The sequence below is a fragment of the Streptomyces sp. NPDC046859 genome (assembly GCF_040645135.1).
In the GTDB taxonomy this organism is placed as follows: domain Bacteria; phylum Actinomycetota; class Actinomycetes; order Streptomycetales; family Streptomycetaceae; genus Streptomyces.
This window is the reverse complement of the sequence record NZ_JBEYXR010000001.1, coordinates 222,544-247,236: the sequence shown is the minus strand read 5'-3', so window position 1 is coordinate 247,236 and position 24,693 is coordinate 222,544. Positions and strand designations below refer to the sequence as shown.

Below are 24,693 nucleotides of genomic sequence, written 5' to 3'. Positions count from 1 at the left end.
CACCATCGGAGCGCCGCCGAACGGGCCATCAGCTGCCGTACAGCGCCTCGATGTCGGCCTCGTACACCTGCGTCACGGCGTGCCGCTTCACCTTCAGCGACGGGGTGAGCAGGCCGTTCTCCTCGGTCCACTCCCCCTCGACGAGCCGGAACGCGCGGATCGACTCGGCGCGGGAGACGGCCTCGTTGGCGTAGTCGACGGCCTTCTGGACGTAGGCGCGCATCCGGGGGTCCCGGACGACCTCGGACATCGGGGTGCCGGCGGGCAGCCCCCGTACGGCGAGCCAGTGCGCCACCGCGTCCGGTTCGAGGGTGATCAGGGCGCCGACGAAGGGGCGTCCGTCGCCGACGACGAGGCACTGTCCGACGGGCGGGCGGCTGCGCAGCCGGTCCTCCAGGACGGCCGGGGAGACGTTCTTGCCGCCGGAGGTGACGAGGATGTCCTTCTTGCGGCCGGTGATGGTGAGGTAGCCGTCCTCGTCGAGGGCGCCGAGGTCACCGGTGGCGAACCACCCGTCGCGCAGCACGGCGTCGGTGGCGGCCGGGTCGTTGCGGTAGGCGCCGAAGACGATGCCGCCCTTGATGAGCACCTCGCCGTCGTCGGCGATGCGGACGGCCGTGCCGGGGACGGGCCGGCCGACGGTGCCGGGGCGGGGCCTGAGCGGCGGGACGACGGTGGCGGCGGCGGTGGTCTCGGTGAGGCCGTAGCCCTCGTAGACGAGGATGCCGGCGGCGTAGAAGAACAGGTTGAGGTTGCGGTCGAGCGGAGAGCCGCCGCTGATGGCGTAGCGCAGGCGGCCGCCGAGCTCCTTGCGGACCCGGCGGTAGACCAGCAGGTCGTACAGGGCCCAGGCGGCCCGGAGTCCGACGCCGGGGCCCTTGCCGGTGCCGAGGAAGTGGTTCAGGTGGGCCTCGGCGAACCGGACGGCCACGCGGTCGGCGCGGTCGAAGGAGGCGCCGCGGCCCAGCTTCTCGGCGGTGGCCCGGCCGGTGTCGTGGATCTTCTCGAAGAGGTACGGGACGCCGACGAGGAAGGTGGGCCGGAACTCCCGCAGGGCGGGCCGCAGTTCGTCGGGCTTGATGCTGGGCCAGTGGCCGATCTCGATACGGCCCATCAGGCAGGCGATCTGGATGGTGCGGCCGAGGATGTGGGCGAGCGGGAGGAAGAGCAGGGTCGAGGCGGTCTGTCCGGTGACGGCCTGGAAGACGGGGTGCAGCAGTTCGACGGTGTTGGCGGCCTCGGCGTGCAGGTTGCCGTGGGTGAGGACGCAGCCCTTGGGCAGGCCGGTGGTGCCGGAGGTGTAGCAGATCGTCGCGACCGTGTCGGGGGTCAGGGCGGCGCGGCGTTCGGCGACCTCCTCGTCGGGCAGGTGGCGGCCGAGGGCGGTGAGCGCGCCGAGGGCGTCGTCGTCCAGTTCCCAGACGTGCGGGGGCTGTTCGTGCGCCTCGGTGCCCGCCGTCACCGTGGCCGTGTTCTGCGCCGTCTCGGTGACGACGTACCGGGCCCCGGAGTCGCGGACGATCCACTCCACCTGCTCCGCGGAGGAGGTGGCGTAGACGGGGACGGTCCGGCCGCCGGCCGCCCAGATGGCGAAGTCCAGCACGGTCCACTCGTAGCGGGTGCGGGACATCACGGCGACCCGGCCGCCGGGCTCCAGGCCGGCGGCGATCAGCCCCTTGGCCACGCCGGTGACCTCACGGGCGAACTCCGCCGCGGTCACCGGCCGCCAGCCGTCGCCGGTGTGGCGGCGCAGGACCACGGCGTCGGGCGCCTCGGCCGCGTTGGTGTAGGGCAGGTCGGCGGTGCTGCCGGTGGTGGGGCGGGACGCGAGGGCCGGGGTGCGGGCCTCGCGCACCACTCCCCCGGCGTCCTCGACGACCTCGACCTCGGTGCGTTCCAGCAGTTCGGTGCGGTGTGGGGCCCGCTTCAGGTCCTTGCGTACGCCCATGTCGGCTCCCGGTGCCGTCGTACTTACCGGAGAGTAAACTTACTCAGGCGTAAGTAAAGGTCAATGGGGCCGGCGCCCTCAGTCCCTGCCGGTGAGACGGCTCGCCCACCGGATCGCCTCGGCGAGCCGGGCCACGTCCTGGTCCTCCGTGACCGAGCTCAACTCGTCCGCGCGCTCCGCGAGTTCGCCGAGGCCGATCCGTCCGGGCAGCGAACCCGGACGGTCGTCGCCCTCGCGCAGGGCGTCCGCGAAGTAGGCCGCCGTGGCGGTGACCTGGAAGCGGGGGCTCGCGCTCCACACCGAGTCCTCCAGGGCGCCCGTCTCGATGGCGCCGGACTCCTCGTGCGGGGCGCGGGTGCGCGGGTCGAGCCAGCGGACGCCCGCCGTGGCCAGGTGGCCCTCGGCGTCCGGTGCGGTGCGCACGGCGTACAGGGCGGTGACGGTGTGGCCGGGGCCGACCTCGCCGCCGTCGACGCGGTCGTCGCGGAAGTCCTCGTCGGCGACCTGCCGGTCGTCGTAGCCGATCAGCCGGAACTCCCTGACCGTCTCCGGGTCGAAGACGACCTGGGCCTTGGCGTCGCGTGCGGTCAGATCGACGTTGCGGGGCAGGTCCCGGCTGAAGACCTGGTGCGCCTCGCGCTCCCCGGAGACGTACACGGTGTGGCCGTCGCCCTTGTCGGCGAGGCGTTCCATCAGGGCGTCGCCGTAGTCGCTGCCGACGCCCACCCCGAAGAGGGTGATGCCGTGCTCGCGGCGCTCGGAGGAGACGCGTTCCAGGATGGTGTCCGCGTCGGTGTCGCCGGTGTTGGCCAGCGCGTCGGAGACCAGCACGACGCGGTTGGTGGCGCCCTTGCGCAGGCCGTCCTCGGCCGTCTCGTACCCGGTCTCCACGCCGGCGCCGAGATTGGTGGAGTCGGTGGGCTCCAGGCTGTCGACGGCGTCGTGGATCTCGTCCCGGTGCCCGCCGACGCGGGTCGGCCGCAGCACCCGCTCGGCCTCGTCGCTGAAGGTGACCAGGGCGACGGAGTCGTCGTCGCGCAGCCGGTCCGTCATCACGCCGAGGGAGTCCTTCGCGAGGTCCAGACGGCCCGGTTCGGCCATGGAGCCGGAGATGTCGACGACGAAGGTGAGGGCGGCGGGCGGGCGCCGCCCGGCGTCCGCGGCGGGCCTGGTCGCCAGTCCCACCCGCACCAGGGACCAGTCCTCGCGCGCGGTGCGGGCGCCGTCCACGGTGACGGTGAACCCGTCGCCGTCCGGGCGGTCGTAGTCCTGGCGGAAGCTGTTGACGAACTCCTCGGGGCGGACCGTCGCCGGGTCGGGCAGCCGTCCCTCGGCGAGCGTGCGGCGGGCGTAGCCGTAGGAGGCGGTGTCCACGTCCAGGGCGAAGGTGGAGACGAGGTCGGGCTCGGGCGCGAACTCGCGGTCGCTGTCGTCGCCGTTCTTCTGCCCGACCGAGCCTCCGCCGGGTTCCGGGGCGACCGGGAAGCGGTCGTCCGTGACGCTCCGGTCCGCCGACGAGTGACCGCCGTCCTGCGCGCTGCACCCGCTGAGCAGCAGGCCGCCCGCCGTGAGCGCGAGCAGCGCACCCCTCAGCCGTCGTGCGCGGTGTCGCTCCATCGTCCATGCCCCCTGGTTCCGTCGACGTCGACTTCTGCGACTGTGACGGGCCAGGGGGCCGGAACGTGCGCCATGGTGCGTTGCGGATGGGTCTCGAAGAGGGCACGGTGAGCCTCCGCCGAGACCGGCGGGTGATCCTCCGTCGACCTGCCGATGACTTGGGACGGTCGACCTACGACACGATGTCCTTGCGCGTGAAGTGCCGGAAGGCCAGCGCGAACAGGATCAGGGCGTACGTCACGGAGACCGCCGTGCCCTGGATCATGCCGGACCACTCCGGGTGCGGCTGGACGGCGTCCGCCCAGGCGAACTGCCAGTGCGCGGGCAGGAAGTGACGCCAGTCGCCGAGGGCCGTGACGGCGTCCAGGACGTTGCCGACGATGGTGAGGCCGACCGCGCCACCGACCGCGCCCAGCGGGGCGTCCGTCCGCGTCGACAGCCAGAACGCCAGCCCGGCGGTGACCAGTTGGGACACGAAGAGGTAGGCCACGACGACGAGCAGGCGCTGCGCCGCCGTACCCGTGGCGAGCGAGCCCCCGGTGGGGATCTGCAGCGGACCCCAGCCGTACGCGGCCGTGCCCACGGCCAGCGCGACCACCGGCAGCAGCACCATCGCGGCCAGGCTCAAGCCGAGGCCGACCACGAGCTTGGACCACAGCAGCCGGGCCCTCGGCACGGGGGCGGCGAGGAGATAGCGCAGGGAGGACCAGCCGGCCTCCGAGGCGACGGTGTCCCCGCAGAACAGCGCGACCGGGATCACGAGCAGGAAGCCCGCGGAGACGAAGAGGTTGACCGCGGCGAAGTTGGCGCCGGAGGCCGTGGCCGTGTCCATCAGGGTGATGCGGTCGCCCCGCCCGTCCGGTTCGCCGCCGATCGCGAACGCGGCGACCAGCACGAACGGCAGCACGGCGAGGATGCCGAACATGACCAGCGTCCGGCGCCGCTTGAGCTGGCGGAGCAGTTCGACCCGCACGGGCAGGGTGCGGCCCGCCCGGTAACCGGAGGCGACCTCGGTGCGCTCGGTGAGCGTGCTCATGCGGAACCTCCGATCAGGGTGAGGAAGGCGTCCTCCAGGCGGCGGTGCGGGCCGACCGACCGGACGGGCACCTCCAGCCGGACGAGTTCGGCGACGAGGTGCTCGGCGCTGCCGTCGGCGTCGAGCCGGACCAGGAGCCCCTCGTCGGTGGGGACGGCCGAGACCACACCGGGCAGCGCGGCGACCTTCTCTACGACGGGTGTGTCGACGGCCGTGGCCGTGCCGACGAGGAGGGTGTCTCCGGAGCCGACGATCTCGGCGACCGGGCCCGCCTGCACGAGCCGGCCGCGGTCCATGACCACGAGATGGGTGCAGGACTGCTCCACCTCCGCGAGGAGATGGCTGGAGACGATCACCGTGCGGCCGGCGGCCGCGTACCGGATCATCACCTCGCGCATCTCGCGGATCTGCGGCGGGTCGAGGCCGTTGGTCGGCTCGTCGAGGATGAGCAGGTCCGGCAGGCCGAGCATGGCCTGGGCGATGGCGAGGCGCTGGCGCATGCCCTGGGAGTAGGTGCGCACCGCGCGGGCCAGGGCGTCACCGAGCCCGGCGATCTCCAGGGCCTCGTCCAGGTGGGCGTCCTCGGGCGGGCGGCCGGTGGCCTTCCAGTACAGCTCCAGGTTCTCCCGGCCCGACAGGTGCGGCAGGAAGCCGGCGCCCTCCACGAACGCGCCGACCCGGGACAGGACCGGGGCGCCGGGGCGGATGGCGTGCCCGAAGACCCGGATCTCCCCGGCGTCCGGCTTGATCAGGCCCATCAGCATGCGCAGGGTCGTCGTCTTGCCGGCGCCGTTCGGGCCGAGGAGGCCGAGCACCTGGCCCTTCTCCACCCGGAACGACAGCTCCCGCACCGCGTACCGGTCCTGCGCGCGGGCGTACCGCTTGCTCAGGCCGCTGATCTGGAGCGGGACCTCGGCCAGCTCCGGGTCGGGCGCGGGGGCCGCGGTGCGGCGGCGGGCGGTCAGCAGCAGGGCCAGGGCGATCAGGGCGCCCGTGGCGGGCAGCCACCACACCCAGGACGGCAGGGGGGCGGCGGCGCTGGTGACGCCGGGGGCCGTCGGGACGGACAGCTCGCTCTTCAGGGCGACCGCGTACGTGGCCGGGGCGGCCGGGGAGGCGTAGCCGAGGTCCGTGGAGGACAGCACCAGGCGCAGCCGGTGGCCCTTCTCCACGTCGTGGTCGATGGCCGGGAGGGTGATCCGCACGTCCTTGCCGGACTTGGCGTCCGTGACCCGCAGCGGGGTGACCAGCTGGGACGGCAGGACCTGCTGCCGTCCGTCGGGGCCGACGTCGTAGACCTTGGCGAACAGGACGGCGTCGCCGCCGCTGGAGCGCACGTGCACGGTGGCCGTCGGGGAGCCGGTGATGTGGAGGTTGTCCGCGACGGGCGCGGACTCGAAGCGGGCGAACTGGCCGGGGAAGTCCAGCGAGACCCCGACGCCGAGCGACGACAGCTGGGCGAGACCGCCGGAGCCGCCGAGGCCGGGCAGGGCGGAGACGGCGGGCGGGCTGGCGCCGGCCGGGTTGGCGACGGACTGCTCGCCCCCGGTGAGCGGCACGGGCCGCACGCCGGCGGCCAGTCCGGGGTAGGAGCCGGCGCTCGCGCCCCGCAGCTGGGCCTCGCCGTCGGTGGAGTCGATGCCCCCGGTGCGGGTGACCCGGAAGGCGGGGCCGGTGTCGGCGCTCTTGTCGCCCTTGAGGTAGCGGTCGAACCAGGCGGTGGTGCGGGCCTGGACGCGGGACGTCTCCAGGTCGCCGCCGTCGTGCCCGCCGGCGATCCAGTCGACGTCCACGGGGGCGCCGTTGGCGCGGATCGCGCGGGCCGCCCGGTCGGCCTGCCCGAGCGGGAAGAGGGAGTCGGACTGGCCCTGGAACAGCAGGGTGGGCACCTTGACGCGGTCGCCGACGGCGGACGGGGAGCGCTCCTCCAGCAGGGCGCGGGCCTTTGCGTCGGGGACGCCGGACTCGGCGACCCGCTCGTACATCGCGCAGAGCACGGGCTCGAACTTGGCGCAGCCGCCGCCGGAGTTGACGAAGATGCCGGCCCACAGCTTCTTGAAGACCCCGTTCGGGAAGAGGGCGTCGGCGAGGTTCCAGTAGGTGATGGCCGGGGCGATGGCGTCCACGCGGTCGTCGTGTCCGGCGGCCAGCAGCGCGATCGCGCCGCCGTAGGAGCCGCCCGCCATGCCGACGCGCGGGTCGCCGCTCTTGTCGAGCCGGACCTCGGGCTGCCGGGCGAGCCAGTCCAGCAGCCGGGAGACGTCGGCGACCTCGCCCTTCGGGTCGTTCAGGCCGATCTCACCGGTCGACCTGCCGAAGCCGCGGGCGGACCAGGTGAGCACGGCGTACCCGTCCCGCGCGAGCTCCTCGGCCTGCTGCCGTACGTCGTCCTTGCTGCCGCCGAAGCCGTGCCCGAGGAGGACCGCGGGGCGCCGCCCGCCGCCCGGCGCGGTGAAGTACGAGGTGTCGACGCGCACTCCGCCGTCCATCGCCATGACCCGGTCGGCACGCCGTACCGGCGGGGCGTCGCCGCCGGAGGCGACCGCGGTCAAGGTCCCGGCGCCGGCCAGCACCACGACGGCGGCCGCGGCGGCCAGCAGCCGCCGCGGCCCGCGCAGTGCGCCCCGTCCGGGCAGTCGAAGATCCATGCGACAACGGTACGGGTCGAAGCTGTCGGTCGGTTGCCGACCAGGGACCGAACTCCGTCACCTCCTGTGGACGTACGCGGTGCCGTCCGCGTACACCAGCCGCGGTACGCCGGTCAGTCCCGGGCGTCGTCCGGCAGGGTCACCAGCCAGCGGGTGGTGCGGCGCGGGCGCAGGTACAGCGCCCAGTAGAGGGTGGCGACGGCGGTGATGCCGCCGGTCCACGCCAGATGGACGGGTTCCTGCTGGGTGAGGATGTAACCGAGGACCACGATCAGCACGACCGGCACCGCGGGCCACAGCGGCATCCGCCAGGCGGAGGTGTGGTGGTGCCGCCCGCGCCGGGCGAGCAGGGCGGCGACGGCGACGAGCAGGTACATCCCGGTGACCGAGACGCCTGTGACGCCGTACAGGGTGTCGAGGTTGACGAAGCACAGGGCGGCGCCGGGCACACCGACGGCGAGGGTGGCGACCCACGGCGAGCCGAAGCGGCCGAGGCGGGCGAGGCCCTCGTTGACCGGCCGGGGCCATGCCTTGTCGCGGGCCGAGGCGAACAGCACGCGGGAGTTCTGGATGACCATGACGATGCCCGCGTTGACGATGGCCAGTGCCACGCAGAGGCTGACGAAGGTGCCGACGGCGGAGTTCGACCAGGCGGTGACCATGGCGGAGATGTCGCCGCCGGTCAGCTCGGCGACGTCCGAGGCGCCCAGGGTGATGGCGACGACCGGCACCAGGATGATGACGGTGGAGATGGCGAGGGTGGCCAGGACCGTGCGGGCGACGTTGCGGCGCGGGTTCTCCAGCTCCTCGGAGAGGTAGACGGCGGTCGAGAAGCCCTGGGTGATGAACAGGGCGATGGCGAGCCCGGAGACGACCAGCAGCGCCGTCACCGTGTCGGTGCGGCCGTCCGCGCCGGCCACCTCCAGGGAGGCCAGGCCGGCGGGGCCGCGCTCGGCGTGGGCGAAGCCCAGAACGGCCACGACGGCCGCCGCGATGACCTCCAGGACCAGGAAGACGCCGGTGATCCAGGCGTTGGCGCGCAGGTCGAGCAGGCCGGCGAGGGTGGCGAGCAGCATGACGCCGGCGCCGGTGAGGGCGGGGTCGAGGTGGGCGATCGGGGCGAGGTAGTCGGCGGTGCCCATCGCGATCACGGGCGGTACGACCATGACGACCAGCAGGGAGAGCACGAACACCAGCCAGCCCGCGAGCCGTCCGGCGAGCGTGGACACCATCGCGTACTCGCCGCCGGCGCTCGGGATGAGGGTGCCGAGCTCCGCGTAGCAGAAGGCGACGGCGACGCACAGCAGGGAGCCGACCGCGATGGTGAGGGCGGTGGCGGTGCCGAGCGAGCCGAAGAGGTCGGGGACGACCACGAAGAGCGTGGACGCGGGGGTCACGCAGGAGAGCGTGAGCAGCGTGCCGCCGACCACGCCGATGGAGCGCTTGAGCTGCCGGGGACTGCCCGGCGCCTCGGCGGCGGGGGCCTCGGCGGGGGTGAGGGTGTCGGTCACGAGGGGGATGCAACATCGACGGAAACCGTCACGTCAATGGGTGTTCAGCTACGGAATCAGTTGTTCGTGATCATGATTTCGCGCGTTAACGTCGCATCAAGGCCCGCGCCGTACGGGTTTCGCAGCTGCGGGAACCGCAGCGGGCCCGCCCAAAAAAACGGGGCCGTCCGCATCGCGGACGGCCCCGGGTGCGGCATCAGTGGTTGCGCGGGAAGCCCAGGTCGACGCCGGTGGGGGCGTCGGCCGGGTCGGGCCAGCGGGTGGTGACGACCTTGCCGCGGGTGTAGAAGTGCGTGCCGTCGTTGCCGTAGATGTGGTGGTCTCCGAAGAGGCTGTCCTTCCAGCCGCCGAAGGAGTGGTAGCCGACCGGGACCGGGATCGGGACGTTCACGCCGACCATGCCGGCCTCGACCTCCAGCTGGAAGCGGCGGGCGGCGCCGCCGTCCCGGGTGAAGATCGCGGTGCCGTTGCCGAACGGCGAGGCGTTGACGAGGGCCAGGGCCTCCTCGTACGTCTCGGCGCGCAGCACGCACAGGACGGGGCCGAAGATCTCGTCCTGGTACGCCTTCGCGGACGTGGGCACCTTGTCGAGCAGCGAGATGCCGATCCAGTGCCCGTCCTCGTAGCCGTCGACGGTGTAGCCGGTGCCGTCGAGCACGACCTCGCAGCCCTCGTCGGCCGCGCCCTTCACGTAGGACGCCACCTTGTCGCGGTGCACGGCCGTGATCAGCGGGCCCATCTCGGACGCCGGGTCGTCGCCGGGACCGATCTTGATCTTCTCGGCGCGCTCGCGGATCTTCTCCACCAGCTCGTCGCCGATCGCGCCGACGGCGACCACCGCGGAGATGGCCATGCAGCGCTCACCGGCGGAGCCGTAGGCGGCCGACACGGCGGCGTCGGCGGCCGCGTCCAGGTCGGCGTCCGGCAGGACCAGCATGTGGTTCTTGGCACCGCCGAGCGCCTGCACCCGCTTGCCGTTGGCGGAGGCGGTGGTGTGGATGTAGCGGGCGATCGGCGTGGAACCGACGAAGGAGACGGCCTTGACGTCCGGGTGCTCCAGCAGCCGGTCCACGGCCACCTTGTCACCGTGGACGACGTTGAAGACGCCGTCGGGCAGGCCGGCCTCGGCCAGCAGCTCGGCGAGCCTGACCGAGGCCGACGGGTCCTTCTCGCTGGGCTTGAGCACGAAGGTGTTGCCGCACGCGATGGCGATGGGGAACATCCACATCGGGACCATCGCCGGGAAGTTGAAGGGCGTGATGCCGGCGACGACACCCAGCGGCTGCCGGATCGACGACACGTCGACGCGGCTGGCGACCTGCGTGGACAGCTCGCCCTTGAGCTGCACGGTGATCCCGCACGCGAGGTCCACGATCTCCAGGCCGCGCGCCACCTCGCCGAGGGCGTCGGAGTGCACCTTGCCGTGCTCGGCGGTGATCAGTTCGGCGATCTCGTCGCGGTGCGCGTCCAGCAGCGCGCGGAACCGGAACAGGATCGAGGTGCGCTGCGCCAGCGAGGACTGGCCCCAGGTCAGGAACGCCTCCTTGGCGGCCGCGACCGCCGCGTCCACCTCCTCGACGGAGGCGAAGGCGACCTTCGTGGTGACCGCGCCGGTCGCCGGGTCGGTGACCGGCCCGAACGTGCCCGAGGCGCCTTCGGCGGTCTTCCCGCCGATCCAGTGGTTGACGATCTTCGTCATGCCCGGTTACTCCTTCACAGATGGCGGCGTCGGGAGGACACGTGCCGTTCGTACAGCTCTCGGGCCTTCACCGCCGACGCTCCGGTCGCGGTCTCGGCCACAGGTACATCCCACCAGGCCCGCGCGGGTGGCGGGCCCGACACAGTGTCGGCCGTTTCGGTCCCGGCGTAGACACATGTGGGAGTGTCGGCGGCGGGCGCCTCTCGCGGGTCCCGTACGGTCCTCGCGCGCGGCACCCGCGTACCGGGGCCGGTGGCGCCGGCGGCCGGGCCGACGGGGGGCGGGGCGCCCGTCGTTCCTCCCGTACGGCCGTGTCCTCCCCATCCGGGTCGGGGACCTCCGGCGCGGGGCCGTAGCGGGCGGGGAGTCGTCGCTCGCTCTTCGCTCCTGCCAAAGCAAAGCGGCCTGCCGCGCCGGAGGCGTTCGGTGCGCCGGCGCCACGAGGGGCGGGCCGGCGTCGTGCCGGGCCGGACGGTCCACGCGCCTGCGCGGCCGGGCGTCCGGCCCGTCGTCATGGCGGGCTCACAGCAGCCCCAGGGCCGTGTCCACGGCGGCGGCCACGCCGCCGGCCGGAGTCGCCGGGCAGGGGCCGGCGGGCCGCCGCCTCGGCGACGGCCCGCGGGTGTCGGGGGCGCGGCCGGAAGAGCTCCGCGACGTCGACGCTCACCGGACGGCCCCCGCGGCGAGCGCGGCCTCGATCTCGCCGAGTGCCGGCATGGCGGAGGAGCATTCCAGGCGGGAGGCGACGATGGCGCCGGCCGCGTTGGCGTGCCGCATGACCCTCTCCAGGTCCCAGCCCTCCAGCAGGCCGTGGCAGAGGGAGCCGCCGAACGCGTCACCGGCGCCGAGGCCGTTGAGGACCGTCACGGGGAGCGGCGGCACCTCCGCCCGGCCGCCGTCCCGGTCGACGGCGAGGACACCCTTGGGGCCCTGCTTGACGACGGCGACCTCGACCCCGGCGTCCAGCAACGCGCGGGCGGCGGCGTCGGGTTCGCGGACGCCGGTCGCCACCTCCACCTCGTCGAGGTTGCCGACGGCGACGGTGGCGTGCTTCAGCGCCTCGGCGTAGAACGGGCGGGCCGCCTCCGGGTCCTTCCAGAACATGGGGCGCCAGTCGAGGTCGAGGACCGTGACGCCGGACTTGGCGCGGTGGGCGAGGGCCGCGAGCGTCGCCGTCCGGCTGGGCTCCTCGCTCAGGCCGGTGCCGGTGACCCAGAAGACGCGTGCGTCGCGGATGGCGTCGAGGTCGAGCTCGTGGGCGTCGATCTCCAGGTCGGGGGCCTTGGGCTGCCGGTAGAAGTACAGCGGGAAGTCGTCCGGCGGGAAGACCTCGCAGAACGTGACGGGGGTGGGCAGTCCGGGGACGGCGGTGACCCAGCGGTCGTCGACCTCGAAGCCCTGGAGGGCCTCGTGGAGGTAGGTGCCGAAGGGGTCGTCGCCGGTGCGGGTGATCACGGCGGTCCGGCGGCCGAGGCGGGCGGCGGCGACCGCGACGTTGGCCGCCGAGCCGCCGAGGAACTTGCCGAAGGACGTGACCTGCGGCAGCGGGACCCCCGTCTGCAGCGGGTAGAGGTCCACCCCGATCCGGCCCATGGTGATCACGTCGTACGCCATCGGTGCCCTCGGTCTCCCTCGTCACGAGTCGCGGGCCGGCGCAGCGAGGCGGCCCTCCACGGCTTTGTAGCCCGCCCGGGAGGGCATGTCAATGTTTTGTCCAGACATTCGAACGAGGGCGCCGCGAACGCGGGTCGGCGAGGCGCAGGCGAACGGCCCGGGTGTCAACACGCCGCGCCGGTACGCCCGCGTGCGCCTTTGCTGCACGCCTGTCACAAACACCACCTCCGTGTCACACATGTCGCATGTCCGCGGGACGTGCGTCACACCCGGCGCACAGGCCCTGCCCGTCGTCACGGAGTGTCGTTGACCGGACACAGGCTTGTGAACGCCAGGCGCAGCGCCCGGTCCCCCCGACGGCCGGCCCCCGGTCGCCACCGCGGCGCGCGCGAGGAGGTGCCACCGATGACCGACCGAATGCTCTGGTCGTACAAGGAGATCGCGGCGCACATCAAGGTGCAGCCGGACACCGTGCGCTCCTACCGCAAACACGGACTGCTTCCCCCGCCCGACCACGTCGAGAGCGGCAAGCCCTTCTGGTACGCCGACACCGTCCGCGCCTGGGTGGCGTCTCGGCCCCGCAACCGGGGCCTGAGGCCGGACTGACCCCCGGAAAACCACCTGTGCCCCACCCGACCCGTGGGGCACAGTCGTGTCCATGAGCGATTTCTCCGTCAAACCCGTGCTGACCGGCGAACGGACCGTGCTGCGGCCCTTCACGGCGGACGACGCCGCCGTCATGGCGGAGATCATCGACGATCCCGACGTCGTCCGCTTCACCGGCGAACCCCCCGCCGAGCTGACAAAGGAGCGGCTGCGCTCCTGGTACGGCTCGCGGTCCGAGCAGACCGACCGTCTCGATCTCGCCGTCACCGACCGGGCCACCGGCGAACTCGTCGGCGAGGTCGTGCTGTACGAGTGGGACGCGCGCGCCCGCGGCTGCACGTTCCGCACGCTCATCGGGCCGCGCGGGCGCGGGCAGGGGCTCGGCACCGAGGCCACCCGGCTCATCGTCGGCCACGGCTTCGAGCAGCTCGGTCTGCACCGGATCGAGCTTGAGGTGTACGGCCACAACGCCCGCGCCCTGCGGGTCTACGAGAAGGTCGGCTTCGTGCGGGAGGGCGTGCGGCGGGAGGCCGACTTCCGGGACGGCCGGTGGATGGACTGGGTGCTGATGGCGATGCTCGCACGGGAGTGGGCGGCCCATCGGGGGCACCCGGATCTCCCGGACCTCCCCCCTCTCAGCGGGTCCGGTTCCACGGCTCGATGACCGTCACCCCGGCGCCCGGCGCCGCTCCCATCGCCTCCAGCGCGCCCGGCACGTCGTCCAGTGGGATCGTCGACGTCACCAGCAGATCCGGCCGCAGCACACCGGCCCGCACCAGCTCCAGCATCGGCGGGTAGCTGTGCGCCGCCATGCCGTGGCTGCCGAGGATCTCCAGTTCCAGGGCGATCGCCCGGGCCATGGGGACGGGGGTCGTGCCGGACTCCGAGGGGAGCAGGCCGACCTGGACGTGCCGGCCGCGGCGGCGCAGCGAGCCGACGGAGGCGGCGCAGGTGACCGGGGAGCCGAGGGCGTCCAGGGACAGGTGCGCGCCGCCGCCGGTGAGGTCGCGGACGGCCGCCGCGGTGTCGGGGGTGCCGGACGCGTCCAGGCACTCCGCCGCCCCGAACTTTCGTGCCAGGTCCAGGGCGTGCGGTGACACGTCGACGGCGACGACCCGGGCGCCGGAGGCCGCCGCGATCATCACCGCGGACAGGCCGACCCCGCCGCAGCCGTGCACGGCGACCCACTCCCCCGCCGCGACCCGTCCCTGCCGCACGACCGCCCGGAACGCGGTGGCGAACCGGCAGCCCAGGGAGGCCGCCGTCGCGAAGGACATCTCCTCGGGCACGGCGACCAGGTTGACGTCGGCGTGGTCCAGGGCCACGTACTGGGCGAAGGAGCCCCAGTGGGTGAAGCCGGGCTGGGTCTGCCGCTCGCACACCTGCTGGTCGCCCGCCGCGCACGCCCCGCACGATCCGCAGGCGCAGACGAACGGCACGGTGACCCGGTCGCCGGGCCGCCAGCCGGTCACCCGGTCGCCGACGGCCTCGACCACCCCGGCCAGCTCATGGCCCGGGACATGCGGCAGCGCGATGTCCGGGTCGTGCCCCTGCCAGCCGTGCCAGTCGCTGCGGCACAGGCCGGTCGCCTCGACCCGCACGGTCACGCCGTGCGGCGCGGGGGCCGGGTCGGGCACGTCCCGCACCCGTGCCGGCTCCCCGAACCGCTCGAACACCACTGCGCGCATCCCCGACTCCTTCGGCCCTCGGACTCCCGCTCCCCGGCGGGCCCGCGTCACGCTATCCGCGTGCGGTCACCTTGTCCCGCACCCGGTCCGGCTTCTCGACGGCCGCCGCGCCCGCCGGTGGGCCGTCGGACTCGCTCACGCCGAAGCGCTCGTGGAACCGTCGCAGCGGTCCCGGTGCCCACCAGGTCGCCCGGCCCGTGAGCCGCATGACCGCCGGGACCAGGAGACTGCGGACGATCATCGCGTCCATCAGCACCGCCAGCGCGATCCCGAGGCCGAGCATCTTGGTGTTGGTCACCCGGGAGGTGCCGATGGCGACCATCACCACCGCGAGGATCACGGCGGCGGCGGTGATCAGGCCGCCGGTGCGCTGCAGCCCGTGCCGGACGGCCTGTTCGTGGTCGCCGGTCGCGTCGTACTCCTCCTTGATGCGGGACAGCAGGAACACGCCGTAGTCCATGGAGAGTCCGAAGGCGACGCAGAACATCAGCACCGGCAGGGTCGTCTCGATCGAGCCGGGGCTGGTGAAGCCCAGCGGGCCGGACAGGTGCCCGTCCTGGAAGACCCAGACCACCGCGCCGAACATCGCCGTCAGACTGAGCGCGTTGAGCACCACGGCCTGGAGCGGGATCAGCACGCTGCCGGTCAGCAGGAACACCAGCAGCAGGGTGACGACGGCGATGAAGGCGGCCGCCGCCGGCAGGCGCTCGGCTATGGCGTCCTTGGAGTCGACGAGCACCGCCGCCGCCCCGGTCACCTTGGTGTCGAACGGCGCCGGCACGGCGCGCAGTTCGTCCACGAGGGCCTGGGCCGGGTCGTCCACCGCCTCGCCCTCGGGCAGCACGGTGAAGTACGCCGTCTCCTCCCGCACCAGGGGCCCGTCGACCCGGAGCACCTGCGGCAGCGCGGAGATCCGCTCCTTGTACGCGGTGTACTCGGCCGGGGTGGCCCGCCCCTCGGCGAGCACCTCCAGGCCGCCGCCGGGGCTGCCCGGGAAGCCGTCGCGGATGTGCTGCTGGACGACATGGGACTCGGCGCTCGACGGAAGCTGCCGGTCGTCGGCGGTGCCGAACTTCACGCCCAGGAAGGGCAGCCCGAGCAGGACCAGCACCGCGGTGGTGCCGAGGGCGAAGAAGGGGGCGCGGCGCATGACGACCCGCGCGGTACGGGCCCACGCCCCGCCCTGGGCGCGCGCGGCGCCCTCGGCGGCCGGCGGCCGTCCACGCCGGAAGAGCCGGCGCAGGTCGAGCGCGTTGACCCGGTGCCCGAGCAGGATCAGGGCCGCCGGGAGCAGGATCAGGGCGGCCGCCGCGGCCAGCAGGACCACCGCGATACCGGCGTAGGCGAAGGACCGCAGGAAGTACTGCGGGAAGAGCAGCATCGCGGCGAGGGAGACGGCGACCGTGAGCGCCGAGAACAGGACGGTGCGCCCGGCGGTGCGCAGGGTGGTGCCGACCGCCGTCAGCGGTTCCGCCCCGGCGGCCAGTTCCTCGCGGAAGCGGCGGACGATGAACAGGGCGTAGTCCACGGCGAGTCCGAGGCCGAGGGCCGTGGTGAGGTTCATGGCGAAGACGGACACGTCGGTGAGCTCGGTGAGCCCGCGCAGCACCGCGTTGGTGCCGAGGATCGCGACGATGCCGATACCTAGGGGCAGCAGGGCCGCCACGGCGCTGCCGAAGACCATGACGAGCAGCACGAGGGTGACCGGCAGGGCGATCACCTCGGCCCGGATCAGGTCCTCCTGGATGGTCGTCTGCATCTCGTGCCGCACGGCGACGGGGCCGCCGACGGACACCCGCACCGGCCCGTGCGCGCCCCGCAGCTCGGGCGCGATGCGGTCCAGGGTCTCGCCCATCTGCTTCTCGTCGCCGGTGATGCGGGCGGCGATCAGCGCCTCGTGCCCGTCCTCGGCGCGCAGGGCGGGGGCCGAGGCGGGGTCCGCCCGCCAGTAGGAGCCGACTCCGACGACACCCTTCTCGCGCGCCAGGCGGGCGGCGAGCCTCTCGGCCTCGGCGGCGACCGCGGGGGCGTCGACGGAGGCTTCGCCCGCGTCGACCAGGAGGAGCAGGTTGGGCTGGGAGGCGGGGAACGCCCGCTCCAGGGCCCGGGTGGCGTAGGTGGACTCGGCGTCCGGGTCCTCCCAGCCGCCGCTGCCCAGGCGGTCGGCGACCCCGCTGCCGGCCAGCACGGCGAGCGCGGTGACCACCAGGGCCACCAGCAGGGACAGCCGGGGCCGGGCCGTCACGAAGCGGGTCCAGCCTCCGACCCGGGGTGAGCTGTCGGCGTCCTTCATGGTGCGGTGTCCCCTTCACCCTGATCCGGTGGTGCGCAAGGAGGGCAGCATGGAAGCGTCACTGCCATAGACTGGCAAACACGAGCGATCGCTCGCGTTTACAAGAATGCGAGCGGTGACTCGCGTTTGTCAATCGCGTTCGGAAAGCTGGGGATGACGCGTGTCCGCCAACCGGGAGAAGGACGGCCAGGACGGCCGCGACGGCCTGGACAGCCAGGACGGCCGGGACAGCCAGGAGAAGGAGCAGCCGCGCCGCCGTCAGGCCCGCGGTGAGCGCCGTATCGCCCAGCTGCTGGAGGCCGCGGCCGCCGTCTTCGCGACCACCGGCTACGCGGCGGCCAGCACCAACGCCATCGCCCGCGAGGCCGGCGTCTCGCCGGGCACCCTGTACCAGTTCTTCCCGAACAAGGAGGCGATCGCCATCGAGCTGGGCGGGCGCCTCATGCGGCAGATGCGCGAGACGTACGGCGAGGCGCTCGCCCCGGTCGACCCCACGACCTCTCTGGAGGAGGCGGTCACCGCGGCCGTGGACCGGTTCATCGCGTTCAACTGCGAGCATCCGGTGTTCTTCACCCTGATGCACGGCCCGGACATCCCCGGCCGGATGGCGGAGGAGCACGACGCCCTGCACGCGACCCTGCTGGGGCGTGTCGAGGCCCTGCTCTCCTCGCTGCTGCCCGGCGCGGACCCGGCCGAACTCAACCGCACCGCCCAGATGTGCCTGGGCCTGTACAAGACGGGCCTGGAACTGGTCCTCGCCCACGAGGGCGCCGAGCGCGAGGCGTACGTGCGGGAGCTGAAGCATGTCCTGATCCGCTACCTCGGGCCGCTGGTCGGCGACCGGATGGGCCACGCGGACGCCCAGGGGCCCCTGCCCGCGACGTGAGGGGCCCGGCATCCCGGCGCGTCAGCGCGGTACCCACCGAACAAGCGTGCTGCACCGACAGGCTCGACCCCTCTTTGAGCAGTACCCCATAGGGGTATACGGTTGCTGGGGAAGGGGACCCCGTCGGCCCCCTCCGCCCCACACGCCTCGACGAGGAGAACGACATGACCGCCCAGACCGACACCACCGGTTCCGTCACCGCCGTCTACAAGGTGAGCGGCATGAGCTGCGGGCACTGCGAAGGGGCCGTGTCCGGTGAGATCTCCGAGCTGTCCGGCGTCAGCTCCGTGACGGCCGTCGCCGCGTCCGGCGAGGTCACCGTGGTCTCGGCCGCCCCGCTGGACGACGCCGCCGTGCGCGAGGCCGTCGAGGAGGCCGGCTTCGAACTGGTCGGCCGGATCTGATCCCGCCATGCCCCGCACCACCACCGGCGAACCGGACATAGCCGAGGCTCCGGCGGCCGCCGCCGGGACCGCCGCCGCCTCCGAGGTCGAGCTGCTCATCGGCGGGATGACCTGCGCGTCCTGCGCGGCCCGCGTCGAGAAGAAGCTCAACCGCATGGACGGCGTGACCGCCTCGGTGAACTACGCGACCGAGAAGGCGAAGGTCAGCCACCCCGCCGGCGTCTCCGTCACCGACCTGATCGCCGTCGTGGAGCGGACGGGGTACACCGCCCGCGAGCCGGAGCCGCCCCGGCCCGCGCCCGAGGAGCCCGCCGCGACCCCCGAGGACACCGGGCCGGACGCCTACCGGCAGCGCCTGACCGTCTCCGCGCTGCTGTCCCTGCCGGTCGTCCTGCTGTCGATGGTCCCCGCCCTGCAGTTCGACAACTGGCAGTGGCTGGCGCTCACCCTCGCCTCCCCGGTCGTGGTGTGGGGCGGACTGCCCTTCCACCGGGCCGCGTTCACCAACGCCCGGCACGGCGCCGCCACCATGGACACCCTGGTCTCGGTCGGCACGCTGGCCGCGTACGGCTGGTCGCTGTGGGCCCTGTTCCTCGGCGACGCCGGTATGAGCGGGATGCGCGACGGCTTCACGTTCACCGTGTCCCGCGGGGACAGCGCCTCCCAGATCTATCTGGAGGTCGCCTCCGGGGTGATCACCTTCATCCTCCTCGGCCGCCATCTGGAGGCACGGGCCAAGCGCCGCGCGGGTGACGCGCTGCGCGCCCTGATGGAGCTGGGTGCGAAGGACGTCGGCGTCCTGCGGGACGGACGTGAGGTCCGCGTCCCGGTGGCGCGGCTGGCCGTCGGGGACCGGTTCGTCGTACGGCCCGGCGAGAAGATCGCCACCGACGGCACCGTCGTGGAGGGCGCCTCCGCCGTGGACGCCGCCCTGCTGACCGGGGAGTCGGCGCCGGTCGACGTGGGCGTCGGGGACGCCGTGACCGGGGCCACGGTCAACGCGGGCGGCCGGCTCGTCGTGGAGGCGACCCGGGTCGGCGCGGACACGCGGCTGGCGCGCATGGCGAAGCTGGTGGAGGAGGCACAGAGCGGCAAGGCCGAGGTCCAGCGGCTCGCCGACCGGATCTCCGCCGTCTTCGTGCCCGTGGTCGTCGCCCTCGCGGTCGCCACCTTCGGCGTCTGGCTCGGCGCGACCGACGACACGGCCGCCGCGTTCACCGCCGCCGTCGCGGTGCTGATCATCGCGTGCCCGTGCGCGCTGGGCCTGGCCACACCCACGGCCCTCATGGTCGGCACGGGGCGCGGCGCGCAGCTCGGCATCCTCATCAAGGGTCCCGAGGTGCTGGAGTCCACGCGCCGCGTCGACACCGTCCTGCTGGACAAGACGGGCACGGTCACCACGGGCCGGATGACGCTCCAGGGCGTGCACGCCGCCGACGGAGTGGACGAGAAGACGCTGCTGCGGCTCGCGGGCGCCGTGGAGCACGCCTCGGAGCACCCGGTGGCCCGCGCGGTCGCCGCGGGCGCCGAGGAACGGGCCGGACGGCTGCCCGCGGTGGAGGACTTCACGAACGTTCCCGGGCAGGGTGTACGCGGGCGTGTGGAGGGCCATGACGTCGCCGTGGGCCGCCTCGCCGAGAACACGGCGGCCCTGCCCTCCGAGCTGGCCCGCGCCGCGGAGGAGGCCGAGCGGGAGGGCCGTACGGCCGTCGTGGTCGGCTGGGACGGGGTGGCACGGGGTGTCCTGGCGGTCGCGGACACCGTGAAGGAGAGCAGCGCCGAGGCGGTGCGCGCGCTGCGCGCGCTGGGGCTCACACCGGTGCTGCTGACCGGGGACAACCGGCGGGTGGCCGAGGCGGTCGCGCACACGGTCGGTATCGATCAGGTGATCGCGGAGGTCCTGCCCGAGGACAAGCTGGAGGCCGTACGGCGGCTGCGGCGCGAGGGGCGGTCGGTGGCCGTGGTGGGCGACGGCGTCAACGACGCGGCGGCGCTCGCCACCGCCGATCTGGGTCTGGCCATGGGCACGGGCACGGACGCGGCGATCGAGGCGAGCGATCTGACCCTGGTCCGCGGTGACCTGCGGGTGGCCGCGGACGCGATCCGGCTGTCCCGGCGGACCCTGGCCGTCATCAAGGGCAACCTGGTGTGGGCCTTCGGCTACAACGTCGCCGCGCTGCCCCTGGCCGCGGCCGGGTTGCTGAACCCGATGATCGCGGGCGCGGCGATGGCCTTCTCGTCCGTGTTCGTGGTGACCAACAGTCTGCGTCTGCGAACGTTCCGGTGAATTCGTAGGAAGAACACCCCGGACCCCCCTGGAGTCCGCCGCCAGGCTCACATAAGCTCTTCACAAGGCTCACGCATCATCCTTACGCTGGGGACCCGATCGCCGTATCGGGGCTCTTGCGCATCTAACGGACATATGCAAGAGACGCAGATCACAGTGATGTGAACGTAACCATCGAAGGGGTTCGAGGGTCTAAGTTGGCGATGTCAGGCGGCGTCTTGGGGGGCGCCCACTGGCATCTGAGGATGTCTTGGGGGACTTCCTCGGAGTTGCGTTGCCGGGGCACGCATCTCGGGAAGCTTTGAGCGGCCCTCCCGAGCGTGCGCTGTCCCGGCAGACCGCACAGAACAACCGCATACATGAGTACGTCGAGTTCCGCTCATTGTGCTCAACAGCGATTCAGGCGCTGTCCTCACAGACGCCCGGCCGGATCCCGTGGGGGGAATCCGCACCGGGACATGGGAAGGCGCCCTGGACGTCGGCCCGTGGGGGGACCGCCGCCAGGGCGCCTTCTTCTATGCCACGCTCCCTGTCTCCCGCGACGCCTCCGTGACGTACGGAAGCCCCGCACCCGACCAGGGTCGGACACGGGGCTCCAGGACGCGGAGGGGGCGGCTCAGCGCTCCTCGACCGGGACGAAGTCGCGCTCGACGACGCCCGTGTAGATCTGGCGCGGGCGGCCGATGCGGGAACCCGGCTCCTTGATCATCTCGTGCCACTGGGCGATCCAGCCCGGCAGCCGGCCCAGGGCGAACAGGACCGTGAACATCTCGGTCGGGAAGCCCATGGCCCGGTAGATGAGGCCGGTGTAGAAGTCCACGTTCGGGTAGAGGCTGCGCGAGACGAAGTAGTCGTCGGAGAGCGCGTGCTCCTCCAGCTTGAGCGCGATGTCCAGCAGCTCGTCGGACTTGCCGAGAGCGGAGAGGACGTCGTGCGCGGCGGCCTTGATGATCTTGGCGCGCGGGTCGAAGTTCTTGTAGACCCGGTGGCCGAAGCCCATCAGGCGGACGCCGTCCTCCTTGTTCTTCACCTTGCGGATGAAGGAGTCGACGTCGCCGCCGGCGTCGCGGATGCCCTCGAGCATCTCCAGCACCGACTGGTTGGCGCCGCCGTGCAGCGGGCCCCACAGGGCGTTGATGCCGGCGGAGATCGAGGCGAACATGTTCGCCTGCGACGAGCCGACCAGGCGGACCGTGGAGGTCGAGCAGTTCTGCTCGTGGTCCGCGTGCAGGATCAGCAGCTTGTCCAGCGCCGAGACGACGGTCGGGTCGAGCTCGTACTCCTGGGCCGGCACCGAGAACGTCATGCGCAGGAAGTTCTCGACGTAGCCGAGGTCGTTGCGCGGGTAGACGAACGGGTGCCCGATCGACTTCTTGTACGCGTACGCGGCGATCGTCGGAAGCTTCGCGAGCAGCCGGATCGTCGAGAGGTTGCGCTGCGTCTCGTCGAACGGGTTGTGGCTGTCCTGGTAGAAGGTGGACAGCGCCGAGACGACCGAGGACAGCATGGCCATCGGGTGGGCGTCGCGCGGGAAGCCCTTGTAGAAGTTCTTGACGTCCTCGTGCAGCAGGGTGTGCTGCGTGATGTCGTTCTTGAACGACGAGAGCTCGTCGACCGTCGGCAGTTCGCCGTTGATCAGCAGGTAGGCGACCTCCAGGAAGGTGGAGCGTTCGGCCAGCTGCTCGATCGGGTAGCCGCGGTAGCGGAGGATGCCCGCCTCGCCGTCGAGGTAGGTGATGGCGGATTTATACGCGGCCGTGTTGCCGTAGCCGCTGTCCAGCGTCACCAGACCGGTCTGGGCGCGGAGCTTGCCGATGTCGAAGCCCTTGTCGCCGACGGTGCTGTCGATCACCGGGTAGGTGTACTCGCCGTCGCCGTAACGCACTACTACAGAGTTGTCGCTCACGTCTTCCCTCACCGACGTTGTGCCTCATCTTCGAGGTTGCCCTGACTGTCTCTACCCTCCCCCATTCGGCTCAGGAGAGTGCACTCGGGGTCGACCATTGGGCCTATTGACGGCACTGAGTGCCGCCAACCTGCCATCCTGCCCCCTGTCTTGCCCATCCGGAAGATGTCTGTGACCTTCACGACTCATTTGATCGATCATTTTTTTCACGGTCTTACGAAACCGCAGGCCGGGGAGGGCTCCGCGTGAGGGCCGGACGGCCCGCTCAGCCGCCCGCGAGCCGGAAGTCGAGCGCCGTGCAGCGCCGCCCCGCCGACACCGTGCGCACCGCCTGACCGATCGCCTTGCGCGAGCCCACCAGGACGACCAGGCGCTTGGCGCGGGTCACCGCCGTATACAGCAGGTTCCGCTGGAGCATCATCCATGCTCCGGTCGTGACGGGGATCACCACGGCGGGATACTCGCTGCCCTGGGAGCGGTGGATGGTCACCGCGTACGCGTGCGCCAGCTCGTCCAGCTCGTCGAAGTCGTACGGCACCTCCTCGTCCTCGTCCGTCAGCACCGTCAGGCGCTGGTCGACCGGGTCGAGCGAGGTGACCACGCCCACGGTGCCGTTGAAGACGCCGTTCTCCCCCTTCTCGTAATTGTTGCGGATCTGGGTGACCTTGTCGCCGACACGGAAGACCCGGCCGCCGAAGCGCTTCTCCGGCAGGTCGGGGCGCCCGGGTGTGACCGCCTGCTGGAGCAGGCCGTTGAGCGTGCCCGCCCCGGCCGGTCCGCGGTGCATGGGGGCCAGGACCTGCACGTCCCGGCGCGGGTCGAGGCCGAATTTCGCCGGGATGCGCCGGGCCGCCACGTCCACGGTGAGGCGGCCGGCCTCCTCGGTGTCGTCCTCCACGAAGAGGAAGAAGTCCTTCATGCCGTCGGTGACCGGGTGCTGCCCGGCGTTGATCCGGTGCGCGTTGGTGACCACCCCGGACTGCTGGGCCTGGCGGAACACGCGGGTGAGCCGCACGGCCGGGACCGGGCTGCCGTCGGCGAGCAGATCCCTGAGCACCTCGCCGGCGCCGACGCTGGGCAGCTGGTCCACGTCCCCGACGAACAGCAGGTGGGCGCCCGGCGGTACGGCCTTGACCAGCTTGTTCGCCAGGAGCAGGTCCAGCATGGACGCCTCGTCGACCACGACCAGGTCGGCCTCCAGCGGACGGTCCCGGTCGTACGCCGCGTCGCCGCCGGGCCTGAGCTCCAGGAGGCGGTGGACGGTGGACGCCTCGGCGCCGGTCAGCTCGGCCAGGCGCTTGGCGGCCCGGCCGGTGGGGGCGGCGAGGACCACCCGCGCCTTCTTCGCCCGCGCCAGCTCCACGATCGAGCGGACCGTGAAGGACTTGCCGCACCCCGGTCCGCCGGTCAGGACGGCGACCTTCCGGGTCAGGGCCAGTTTGACGGCGGCCTCCTGCTCGGGCGCGAGGTCGGCGCCGGTGCGGGCCCTGAGCCAGCCGAGCGCCTTCTCCCAGTCGACGTCGCCGAAGCCCGGCATCCGGTCCTCGTCGGTGCGCAGCAGCCGCACCAGCTGTGCGGACAGGGACAGCTCCGCCCGGTGGAACGGCACCAGGTAGACGGCCGTCACCGGCTCGGCGGCGCCGTCGGGGCCCGGCACCTTCTCCCGTACGACACCGGGGTCCGAGCCGTCCTCCGGGACCTGCGCCAGCTCGGCCAGGCAGTCGATGACGAGGCCGGTGTCGACCTGGAGGAGCTTCACCGCGTCCTTGATCAGCTGCTCCTCGGGGAGGTAGCAGTTGCCCTGGTCGGTGGCCTGCGACAGCGCGTACTGCAGACCGGCCTTGACCCGCTCCGGGCTGTCGTGCGGGATGCCGACGGACTGGGCGATCCGGTCGGCGGTGAGGAAGCCGATGCCCCAGACGTCGGCGGCGAGGCGGTACGGCTCGTTCTTCACGACGGAGATGGAGGCGTCGCCGTACTTCTTGTAGATGCGCACGGCGATCGACGTGGACACCTCGACGGTCTGGAGGAAGAGCATGACCTCCTTGATCGCCTTCTGCTCCTCCCAGGCGTCGGCGATCTTCTTCGTCCGCTTGGGCCCGAGCCCCGGCACCTCGATGAGCCGCTTCGGCTCCTCCTCGATGATCCGCAGCGTGTCCACGCCGAAGTGCTGCGTGATGCGGTCGGCGAAGACCGGGCCGATGCCCTTGACCAGGCCCGAGCCGAGGTAACGCCGGATGCCCTGGACGGTGGCGGGCAGCACGGTCGTGTAGTTCTCGACGTGGAACTGCTTGCCGTACTGCGGGTGCGAGCCCCAGCGGCCCTCCATCCGCAGCGACTCCCCCACCTGCGCGCCCAGCAGCGCGCCGACGACGGTCAGCAGATCCCCGGCGCCCCTGCCGGTGTCGACGCGGGCGACCGTGTAGCCGTTCTCCTCGTTGGCGTAGGTGATGCGCTCCAGCACGCCTTCGAGCGTGGCGAGCCGGCGTTCCCCGTCGGCCGGTGCGGACTGGTTGGACATGATCCGACGGTACCGGTGGGGTGTGACAG

At 72.6% G+C, this 24,693-nt stretch carries 16 protein-coding genes and 3 pseudogenes; 5 read left to right on the top strand and 14 right to left on the bottom strand.

Annotated elements, in window-relative coordinates; translation table 11 throughout:
• Positions 1–28: 28 nt before the first annotated feature.
• The 10 genes and pseudogenes from ABZ899_RS01145 to iolC form a co-directional block, all read right to left on the bottom strand.
• Positions 29–1,948 (bottom strand): AMP-dependent synthetase/ligase, encoded by a 1,920-nt coding sequence (locus ABZ899_RS01145; RefSeq protein WP_361338946.1) that lies wholly within the window; start codon positions 1,946–1,948, stop codon positions 29–31.
• 78 nt (positions 1,949–2,026) lie between these two features.
• Complete coding sequence (locus tag ABZ899_RS01140) at positions 2,027–3,565, bottom strand: von Willebrand factor type A domain-containing protein (protein ID WP_361338943.1); 1,539 nt, start codon at positions 3,563–3,565, stop codon at positions 2,027–2,029.
• A 172-nt stretch (positions 3,566–3,737) separates the two neighbouring features.
• Positions 3,738–4,601: an ABC transporter permease gene (locus tag ABZ899_RS01135; protein ID WP_361338941.1), complete on the bottom strand. Its 864-nt coding sequence runs from the start codon at positions 4,599–4,601 to the stop codon at positions 3,738–3,740.
• Positions 4,598–7,249 carry an alpha/beta fold hydrolase gene (locus ABZ899_RS01130; protein WP_361338938.1) on the bottom strand — a complete coding sequence of 884 codons (2,652 nt, stop codon included), beginning with the start codon at positions 7,247–7,249 and terminating at the stop codon, positions 4,598–4,600. Before ABZ899_RS01130 ends, ABZ899_RS01135 begins: the two co-directional genes overlap by 4 nt.
• Positions 7,250–7,362: 113 nt before the next feature.
• The gene (locus ABZ899_RS01125; RefSeq protein WP_361338936.1) at positions 7,363–8,760 is read right to left on the bottom strand and encodes an APC family permease; all 1,398 of its coding nucleotides are present in this window, start codon (positions 8,758–8,760) and stop codon (positions 7,363–7,365) included.
• Positions 8,761–8,956: 196 nt separating this feature from the next.
• Entirely contained in the window at positions 8,957–10,459 is a 1,503-nt protein-coding gene (gene mmsA, locus ABZ899_RS01120) for a CoA-acylating methylmalonate-semialdehyde dehydrogenase (RefSeq protein ID WP_361338933.1), read from the bottom strand.
• Positions 10,460–10,473: 14 nt separating this feature from the next.
• Positions 10,474–10,752 (bottom strand): annotated as a pseudogene (locus ABZ899_RS01115) (3D-(3,5/4)-trihydroxycyclohexane-1,2-dione acylhydrolase (decyclizing)); the annotation flags it as partial.
• Positions 10,753–10,790: 38 nt separating this feature from the next.
• A pseudogene (locus tag ABZ899_RS01110) lies at positions 10,791–10,904 on the bottom strand (5-deoxy-glucuronate isomerase); the annotation flags it as partial.
• Positions 10,905–11,024: 120 nt separating this feature from the next.
• A pseudogene (locus ABZ899_RS01105) lies at positions 11,025–11,189 on the bottom strand (deoxyribose-phosphate aldolase); the annotation flags it as partial.
• Positions 11,123–12,073: a 5-dehydro-2-deoxygluconokinase gene (gene iolC / locus ABZ899_RS01100; protein ID WP_361338930.1), complete on the bottom strand. Its 951-nt coding sequence runs from the start codon at positions 12,071–12,073 to the stop codon at positions 11,123–11,125. The pseudogene ABZ899_RS01105 and the gene iolC, both read right to left, overlap by 67 nt.
• A 405-nt stretch (positions 12,074–12,478) precedes the next feature.
• Between iolC and ABZ899_RS01095 the strand changes: the two genes are divergently transcribed.
• Positions 12,479–12,679, top strand: a complete 201-nt coding sequence (locus ABZ899_RS01095; protein WP_361338928.1) for a MerR family transcriptional regulator — start codon at positions 12,479–12,481, stop codon at positions 12,677–12,679.
• Between the two features lie 52 nt (positions 12,680–12,731).
• Positions 12,732–13,343, top strand: coding sequence for a GNAT family protein (locus ABZ899_RS01090; protein ID WP_361338925.1), 612 nt, complete (start codon positions 12,732–12,734; stop codon positions 13,341–13,343).
• Here ABZ899_RS01090 and ABZ899_RS01085 read toward each other — a convergent pair.
• Complete coding sequence (locus ABZ899_RS01085) at positions 13,315–14,367, bottom strand: zinc-dependent alcohol dehydrogenase family protein (protein WP_361338923.1); 1,053 nt, start codon at positions 14,365–14,367, stop codon at positions 13,315–13,317. The genes ABZ899_RS01090 and ABZ899_RS01085 overlap by 29 nt on opposite strands.
• A 52-nt stretch (positions 14,368–14,419) precedes the next feature.
• Positions 14,420–16,660 (bottom strand): MMPL family transporter, encoded by a 2,241-nt coding sequence (locus ABZ899_RS01080; protein WP_361338920.1) that lies wholly within the window; start codon positions 16,658–16,660, stop codon positions 14,420–14,422.
• A 205-nt stretch (positions 16,661–16,865) separates the two neighbouring features.
• On the opposite strand from ABZ899_RS01080, the gene ABZ899_RS01075 reads away from it, so the two are divergent.
• The 3 genes from ABZ899_RS01075 to ABZ899_RS01065 all read left to right on the top strand — a co-directional run bounded on the left by ABZ899_RS01075 (position 16,866) and on the right by ABZ899_RS01065 (position 20,237).
• On the top strand, positions 16,866–17,546 hold the full coding sequence (locus ABZ899_RS01075; protein ID WP_361339526.1) for a TetR/AcrR family transcriptional regulator: 681 nt from the start codon (positions 16,866–16,868) through the stop codon (positions 17,544–17,546).
• Between the two features lie 164 nt (positions 17,547–17,710).
• Positions 17,711–17,950 (top strand): cation transporter, encoded by a 240-nt coding sequence (locus ABZ899_RS01070; protein ID WP_361338918.1) that lies wholly within the window; start codon positions 17,711–17,713, stop codon positions 17,948–17,950.
• Between the two features lie 7 nt (positions 17,951–17,957).
• Positions 17,958–20,237, top strand: a complete 2,280-nt coding sequence (locus ABZ899_RS01065) for a heavy metal translocating P-type ATPase (RefSeq protein ID WP_361338915.1) — start codon at positions 17,958–17,960, stop codon at positions 20,235–20,237.
• A 616-nt stretch (positions 20,238–20,853) separates the two neighbouring features.
• On the opposite strand, the gene ABZ899_RS01060 is transcribed toward ABZ899_RS01065, so the two are convergent.
• Together ABZ899_RS01060 and ABZ899_RS01055 are read right to left on the bottom strand one after the other, a co-directional pair.
• Positions 20,854–22,143 carry a citrate synthase gene (locus tag ABZ899_RS01060; protein WP_361338912.1) on the bottom strand — a complete coding sequence of 430 codons (1,290 nt, stop codon included), beginning with the start codon at positions 22,141–22,143 and terminating at the stop codon, positions 20,854–20,856.
• Positions 22,144–22,408: 265 nt separating this feature from the next.
• Positions 22,409–24,664 carry an ATP-dependent RecD-like DNA helicase gene (locus ABZ899_RS01055; protein ID WP_361338910.1) on the bottom strand — a complete coding sequence of 752 codons (2,256 nt, stop codon included), beginning with the start codon at positions 24,662–24,664 and terminating at the stop codon, positions 22,409–22,411.
• Positions 24,665–24,693: the final 29 nt, after the last annotated feature.